We start from the raw sequence: 6831 nt of genomic DNA on the forward strand, positions 1-6831 counted from the left end.
TTCCCTAAATGGTCTTGGTTTACGCAAAAAAATTAACGGTATACCCTTTTTTTACATGGATACCTGCTCAAAAGCAAAAAATAAGAACGTTCTATTCGGTCATCTATCTGTCTGCTATGCTAAAATAATAATTTAGAGTGTACCCACATTACAGGATTCTGTATTTGTTACTTCTAAAGCCAGCCGCATGATCAAAGCTATCTTTACATAATCCTTATTATACCCGCACTTCCCTTTAGTCAGGGGCTATAACAGGGTTTATATAAAATAGCCGCGCACCGACTGCTATTATTGAAGATTTTGACTTCTAACAAGCTATTTTTAGGAGAGATATTATAGTATTATACACATATAATCGTGTCGTAGACGTGATTCTAAGCATTGTGGGGTCATTCAATCGCCATTAAGGCTAGTATTTTAATAAAAAGCGGAAGGCCTACTACATCAGCCACCGCATTCCACTTTTTATTAAAATATTTTCCGTTTGAGTAAGATCGATTGATCTTGAAGCTGAAGTGCGCAAAGGCTGTAAGCGTAGTGCTTCAGCTTCAAGATTGATCATAGCTATCTGGCGATTGAAGATGCCTGCGTGGCGAACGCAGAAGACAAAGGCGTAGCCAAAGCGTAGTGGAGCAACCGACACACAAAAAGGAACGTAGTGGTTTTGTGTGCCAGACGATTTTTATGTGTTCTTCTTTATCAGATATTAACTTCCACATAAATAATCGGCTAGGTTGCGACTAAGCGGCGTAGCCCATGAAGTAGCGGTTTTGCTTAATTTAGTATTTAGCGTTAGCGTACCTTATTGTTGTTAAGCAAAAAGAGAGCTGCGGGTGATAGAGGAAGGAGTCCCGCGAAGACCAGTAATAATTGCTGACGACCAAAGGTGAGGAAGTAATTATGGTGCGATAGCAACTGGCGAAGCAGGGAACGAGTGACGAAGGAACACCTTATAACAGCTTATGGGCAAAGACTTTTTTGTCTGCGCCCATAATAATATTCCGACCGTAGGGAGTCACTTGGTTATTATACTACTTGTACGATAAAAGCAGGATTTGTGATAACCAGTAAATACTATCTTCATGGTTTTTTTCTGATAAGGTCAGTTGATGTATTGCTACAGCTAAGGAACTTTGTAAATAACTTAATTCCTCTTTGTCGGTAATGATGATTTCTATTTTCATAAGGATGGTTTTTTGTAGTTTAATGTATTGGATGGAACTGGTTAATAGCTTCGTGGAGGCTTTCCAGATTGTTTTGTTTATAGGATTCTGTAGAACCAATGTGTTTATGTCCTGCCAGATATTGAACCTTACGGATATTGTATTGACCTAACCAATTACAGATCACAGAAGCCCGTAACTGATTTACATTAATGACTTTATGATTGATCTTTTTTAACCTTTTTAAGATTCCTACTCGTAGCAGGTCATTAAAGCACTTTTGTGGGATTAATAATTCTTGATTGTGCAGATCGTTGTTTTTGGCTATTTGTGGTCGGATTTGGTCTAGGTATTCGATAAAATCAATGATTTGCCAAGGTTTTAACTCTATTTCTCTGGCATTACTCCTACGGGTTGCAGGAACATAGATTTTACCTTTTTTTAGTTGTACATTTTCTAAGTTCAGGCTTTTTAGATGGGTAGCGTTTAAACCTTGGTATACGATCAGCCCAACAATAATTTTATTACGTTTTGCTGCATATCTAGCAAAGCCGTTAGCGTTCCTGTTAAACTTCTCGGTTTGATAACTGTAGTATAAATCTTCTAGCTCGTCTGGTTCTAAAAGATTGTGCAACATCTTTTTTACAGTGCCTTTTACAGATACATCTTCTAATGGGTTTTCGCTTCGCTCTGCTCTCTCTATCAGGTAATCAAAATAGTTTCTAATCGTTACCAGGTGATTATTGATCGTTTGGGGTTTGATCTTTTTTTGTTGTAGATGCTTGATGTACTTCATACAGGTTTTATAATCGATTTCGCTTGCTGTAATCCTTCGTTTTTTAAGCCATCCCGTAAATTCTGTAATACGTTTTAGATAATGTACTATTGTGGTCTTACTATAATTTTCTTGGTGTAAATACTCTCGATATTCCATTAGTTTTCTTTTAAAATATGTGTATAGATTTGTGTGGATTCTAGGCTGCTATGTCCTAAAAACTGTTGTATATCCTCGATCTTCATACCTGCTTGTAAAAAGTGAGTGGCAATACTGTGACGTAAGGCGTGTGGTGTAATATTTCTTTCGATCAAGCTTCTGTCTTCTGTGGCTTTAATAATTTGTTTTAGATCGGTTTCTAATGTACCACCGCTCATTTTGCTGCTATGTTCGGTAATGAATACATAGTTACTTTCACTGGATTTTTTAAAGTTCATTCTTGTGTCATAGATATAATCTTCCAGTATTTGCAGGTTGTGTAGATTGATAGGGATAAAGCGTTCTTTATAGTTTTTACCTTTTCTAACATAGATTCTCTCTTTATCAAAAAGGATATCCGATATTTCTAAGTTCAGCACTTCATTTCTACGCATACCACAACTGTACAGACAGACCAACAATGCTTTTTGTCTGGCTCTAAATCTTGGTAATGGATTACTGTAGCCTGTTGCCATAAACAGATCTTTGATTTCTTCTGGTGACAGTACATTTAGCTTTTCTACTATAGTTTCCTTTTCTCTTTTGATCGGTAGGTTAAAAGGTTTTGCATTGTGCTTTTTTAAGTATTCCCTAAACTTGTGCAAGGATTGTAGGTGATTATTGAGATAGATATTGCTTAATGCACCACCTCTGGTTTTATTGGGTCGTTGTTTTAAATGATTATAGTAGTTTCTAATGTGATGATCCTTGATATAATTGATATGGGTAATCTCTTGCCCCTCTAACCAGTAGAAGAACTCACAGAGCTGTGCAGGATAGTTCTTTTGCATCGCATCGCTATAGCCCAAGATATCTAACCAGTCGCTAAAATTGGTCAATAGGGTGCTATAGCTAGCATTTTGCAGCTTACTTTTTTTCATACGGTATGTGTTTTTTAAAGTTTTGTGGTGAGAAGTGGGTAATCAACTCACTTTCTTTATTTTAACTTCGCCATTTGAGGTGTGGCGGTTTGGTGGCGAACTGGCGACATCGAGCCGATGCAGGCAAGTATTTAATGCACTATCAATCTGATTTTTAAGATTAGTATACTCTTGTAAATCAATAATCTCGAAGCAATAACTCTTGGTTTTAGCATTTTTGATACGTTTGATATAACCTTCTTCAAGTAACTGTTTGTTATATCTTCGTAAGGTGGTTTCTTTGACTCGTAGGTTTCTACGGATTTCAGTATTGGTAAAAGTAGTTTGGTTATATTGTTTTAAATAGGCTTTAAGCCTTTCCAAGTGATCTCGTACTGCTCCTGTAATGGTATCACTCTTACGTAGTAAAACCTCTATGATTAATTGGTTAGCAGCTTTAATATCTTCGATGGTAGTTTCTATATATTCTTCGCCTGTTTGCTCATCATACTTTTTCTGTCGCTGCCACTGGCAGTAGAAGGTAACAGCTTCTATAAACTGTAGATAGTGAGCGTTTGTACGTCTTGGTTTAAATACAGATTGAGGTAAATCTAAGAACTCTGCATAAGGATTGATCACTTTTACAGGTTTTAGCATTCGTTGTACATCACGTAAAAATCTGGCTGCTATAAATTCATTGTCGTTATTTACTTTGCCTGCCGATAGTAAACGCTGATATTGCATTATTTTTCTGTCCTGTTCTTCTGATTCATCGATGTATAATAAGAAGCTTCGGTTACTGTTATCTTCGTAGATACTTTCTTGTGTAGTACAGCCTGCAACACTCACTGGGCCTTCTACAGTTAGGTGTATGGTTTTGGTCGTTCCTTTTTTGTCTTTGTGTACTACGGTTTTGGTAATCTTCTTTTTAGATTGTAATTCACGTAAAGGGTAGAGTACAGATTCTGCTCCGTCCAGATCTTCTATGAGTATAAGTTTATTACGTAGTTCTGTACGATTGAAGTAATAAAAGGCATTGGCAGAGAGTACCGTAATTTCTATTTTATCTTCATCGGGTATCAGTTCTGCTACTTTAGATTGCAAGTGTGTTTTACCAACTCCCGAACTTCCTAAACTGATACAATGTAAGGGATTGTTGGTTTTACGACTCGTAAAGATTAAGTACATTAATAATCGATTGGTTTCTTCTCCTATAACTCCAGATTGACCGATTAGTTCATTTGTCTTTTTAAGTAAGTCTTTAGACTTTAAGAACTTGATTGCTGCTTTTTCTTCGTCGGCTGTGAGTTCTTTTACCAATATCTCATCGGTTTGATTAGTTGCTTCTAATTCATCGATACGGTATTGTTCTAATGCTGCGGTTAATTCTTGCAAGGTTTTACGGGCGATACTTGTGCCGATTTCGATACGTTCTGCAATCTTTCGTACAAATTTCTCTACCATGTTATCATTGTATAAATCGATACTATGACGTAGTATATTGTGGCTTTTTGGTTTTTGAACGCTCATTGTGACCCGCATACGGTCTAAATTATTGAGCTTGATACCACCTAAGATGCGGATTTCTAAGTGCATAGTAACATAACTGTAGTTGTGTGGATTGTGGGTTTTTAGCATTGTTGATAAGTTTTAGTTTAAAACTATTAGATACAAAAATATCTTATAATTTTTAATTAACCAAAAACTATTTCATCTATTTATATCTTTTAATTCTATACTTTTGTTTAAAACAAGAACTTTAGTTATTATTAAGCCCTGTTAGTTATGAATATTGGTAAGTATATTATTGATTTAAGAAAACAGCATAGTTGGTCTCAATCTGACTTAGCTAATAAAACAGGTATATCACAAGTAATGGTTGGTAAATATGAAAGAGGAGAAGCTACTCCATCTATTGACGTAGCTAAAAGTATTGCAGATACTTTTGGTGTTTCGCTTGATTACCTTGTAGGGGAAGGTATAAACGCTTCTTTTGACAAAAAAACAGTACAACGCTTACAGGATATACAAAGCTTAGATGATGATACCCAAAATATGTTATTTAGATTAATTGATACTATCATCAGAGATACTAAAGCTAAAAAAGCGTATTCTTAAAAAACAATCTCCAATATGTTCAAAAATATAGATATGAAAGGACTTAATATTTGGCAAGTCTTAATTCTAACATTTTTATATGTACTATTAAAACTTCTATTAGTTTTTGCTCTTTTTGAAGCTGTAGTTACTCTTGTCGAAGATCCATTTTTGCAAGTAGAGTTCGGTGAGTTTTTATCTGCACTAATAGCTTTGTCTTTGCTTATTCTCTTATTTAAAAAAACATTTAAGAATACAGAAAAAGAACGCTTGGCCTTGTCCAAAATGTATTACGTTTTATTGATCTTTATTCTAGCTATAGGAATTCATCTTTTAAAAGATCCCTTTTTCCGTTATAAACATATATTATTTGAAGAACCTCTTTTAAACCCATCTAACCTTGGATCAATAGATTTTTCTTTAGATATAGTTTTTAAAATGATATACACTATTATTTTGCTCCCAGTTTTAGAAGAGTTATTATTCAGAAGAATAATTTTTAAATCACTACTTAATAAATATTCTAATCTTTGGATAGCTATTTTAATATCAAGTCTGCTTTTCTCTATTATTCATTTGAGCATAAATAATCTAATTCCAACATTTCTATTTGGGGTTATAGCATCATATATCTATTTTAAAACAAATAATATATGGTATTCGATATTGTTACATGTAATATCAAATTTAATTTGGTTCATAATCTATCTCTATCCAAAAAAATATTGGGAAGTACTTGAGATACTTAATTTTGGAGTAAGTTATTGGTTAATTATAACTTTCGGTATTGGTTTAATATTTCTAATTACTAACCAATACCGAAAGTTAAAGTTAAATTAATGTTGCTTTTGTTTCTTTAATTTATTAATTTTTTTCTGTTGTTTCTTAATTACTTTATCAACACTATCAGCTTGCTTTTCTTTTTTCTTTTGCCTTCTTTCAATTCCATCTCCTTTATAAGCACGCCATAAGCCCATACCTCCTCCTGGTTCAATACCGTACTTTTCGTGTTGATTTTTTGGATCATTCATAAAATCATACCACTCTTGATTTATTTCTTTAGCTTCTTTGACAAACTGTTCTTTTGCATCTTTTGAAGATTTCATTTCGTCATTTACACTTACAATTTCTTTATCTATTTTTTCATTAGTTTCAACTTTAGCTTTTTCAGTTTCAAATGCTTCTACTTGTTCTGGCACAGCTACAACATCTCCTTCATCAACAGCAGATTTTTCAACACCATCTTCAGAATCTACATAAGTCCCCATATTACCCAAAGAAGAGCTTTCGTTAGGAGTATTAGCCATTATTTCTTTCGCTTTCTCAAAGGAAATTCCAGCATCAGTTGCTAATGTTGAAGCACTATCTCCTGCTTCAGCTGTATATGTGCCATCTCCATTATTAATCCAAAATGGAGCCATTCCATCAGGGTCAATAAAGCTAATTGGATTATCAAAAGCATAATTATAAGGAGAGTGTCTAGTCATTAATTCTGCTAGTGGATCAAGATTCATCCATCGACCAAGTGCAGGGTCGTAGTTACGAGCAGTAATATCAATCCAACCAAGACCAAGTTCGTCCTGTTCTTCTTTACCACCAAAACCATAATTATGTTTTCTACCATTCACACCAAAGTTGTACCCTTTATGTTCGAGTCCAAAGGGATAATAATTCTTCTCCTCTACGATCTCTGAAACTGTAGAAGGATTTACTCGCCTAACACTAATATCATCAAACC

Annotated in this window: 7 protein-coding genes; 2 read left to right on the plus strand and 5 right to left on the minus strand. The window is 34.5% G+C overall.

Going from position 1 to position 6831, the window contains the following annotated elements; translation table 11 throughout:
- Nucleotides 1-1031 precede the first annotated feature (1031 nt).
- Genes Z054_RS31990 through Z054_RS0127010 form a run of 4 tightly spaced genes read right to left on the minus strand, consistent with a single transcriptional unit; the run spans nucleotide 1032 to nucleotide 4634 of the window.
- Nucleotides 1032-1184, minus strand: a complete 153-nt coding sequence (locus Z054_RS31990) for a hypothetical protein (RefSeq protein ID WP_161635357.1) — start codon at nucleotides 1182-1184, stop codon at nucleotides 1032-1034.
- A gap of 19 nt (nucleotides 1185-1203) precedes the next feature.
- The gene (locus tag Z054_RS0127000; RefSeq protein ID WP_024773094.1) at nucleotides 1204-2097 is read right to left on the minus strand and encodes a tyrosine-type recombinase/integrase; all 894 of its coding nucleotides are present in this window, start codon (nucleotides 2095-2097) and stop codon (nucleotides 1204-1206) included.
- Nucleotides 2097-3017, minus strand: a complete 921-nt coding sequence (locus Z054_RS0127005; RefSeq protein WP_024773095.1) for a tyrosine-type recombinase/integrase — start codon at nucleotides 3015-3017, stop codon at nucleotides 2097-2099. The genes Z054_RS0127000 and Z054_RS0127005 overlap by 1 nt, the downstream gene beginning before the upstream one ends.
- Nucleotides 3018-3059: 42 nt before the next feature.
- Complete coding sequence (locus Z054_RS0127010) at nucleotides 3060-4634, minus strand: hypothetical protein (RefSeq protein ID WP_024773096.1); 1575 nt, start codon at nucleotides 4632-4634, stop codon at nucleotides 3060-3062.
- 147 nt (nucleotides 4635-4781) lie between these two features.
- Between Z054_RS0127010 and Z054_RS0127015 the strand changes: the two genes are divergently transcribed.
- Complete coding sequence (locus Z054_RS0127015) at nucleotides 4782-5114, plus strand: helix-turn-helix domain-containing protein (RefSeq protein ID WP_024773097.1); 333 nt, start codon at nucleotides 4782-4784, stop codon at nucleotides 5112-5114.
- Between the two features lie 33 nt (nucleotides 5115-5147).
- Nucleotides 5148-5933, plus strand: a complete 786-nt coding sequence (locus Z054_RS30715; protein WP_161635358.1) for a CPBP family intramembrane glutamic endopeptidase — start codon at nucleotides 5148-5150, stop codon at nucleotides 5931-5933.
- On the opposite strand, the gene Z054_RS30720 is transcribed toward Z054_RS30715, so the two are convergent.
- Nucleotides 5930-6831: RHS repeat domain-containing protein (locus Z054_RS30720; RefSeq protein WP_161635359.1), on the minus strand; the 902-nt coding region annotated here is incomplete at its 5' end. The genes Z054_RS30715 and Z054_RS30720 overlap by 4 nt on opposite strands.

The sequence above is a fragment of the Aquimarina macrocephali JAMB N27 genome (assembly GCF_000520995.1).
Taxonomy (GTDB): Bacteria; Bacteroidota; Bacteroidia; order Flavobacteriales; family Flavobacteriaceae; genus Aquimarina; species Aquimarina macrocephali.

Bases quoted from the DNA above. Each gene is read 5' to 3' on its own strand.
- Z054_RS31990 (WP_161635357.1), bottom strand. From the start codon at position 1,184: ATGAAAATAGAAATCATCATTACCGACAAAGAGGAATTAAGTTATTTA.
- Z054_RS0127000 (WP_024773094.1), bottom strand. From the start codon at position 2,097: ATGGAATATCGAGAGTATTTACACCAAGAAAATTATAGTAAGACCACA.
- Z054_RS0127005 (WP_024773095.1), bottom strand. From the start codon at position 3,017: ATGAAAAAAAGTAAGCTGCAAAATGCTAGCTATAGCACCCTATTGACC.
- Z054_RS0127010 (WP_024773096.1), bottom strand. From the start codon at position 4,634: ATGCTAAAAACCCACAATCCACACAACTACAGTTATGTTACTATGCAC.
- Z054_RS0127015 (WP_024773097.1), top strand. From the start codon at position 4,782: ATGAATATTGGTAAGTATATTATTGATTTAAGAAAACAGCATAGTTGG.
- Z054_RS30715 (WP_161635358.1), top strand. From the start codon at position 5,148: ATGAAAGGACTTAATATTTGGCAAGTCTTAATTCTAACATTTTTATAT.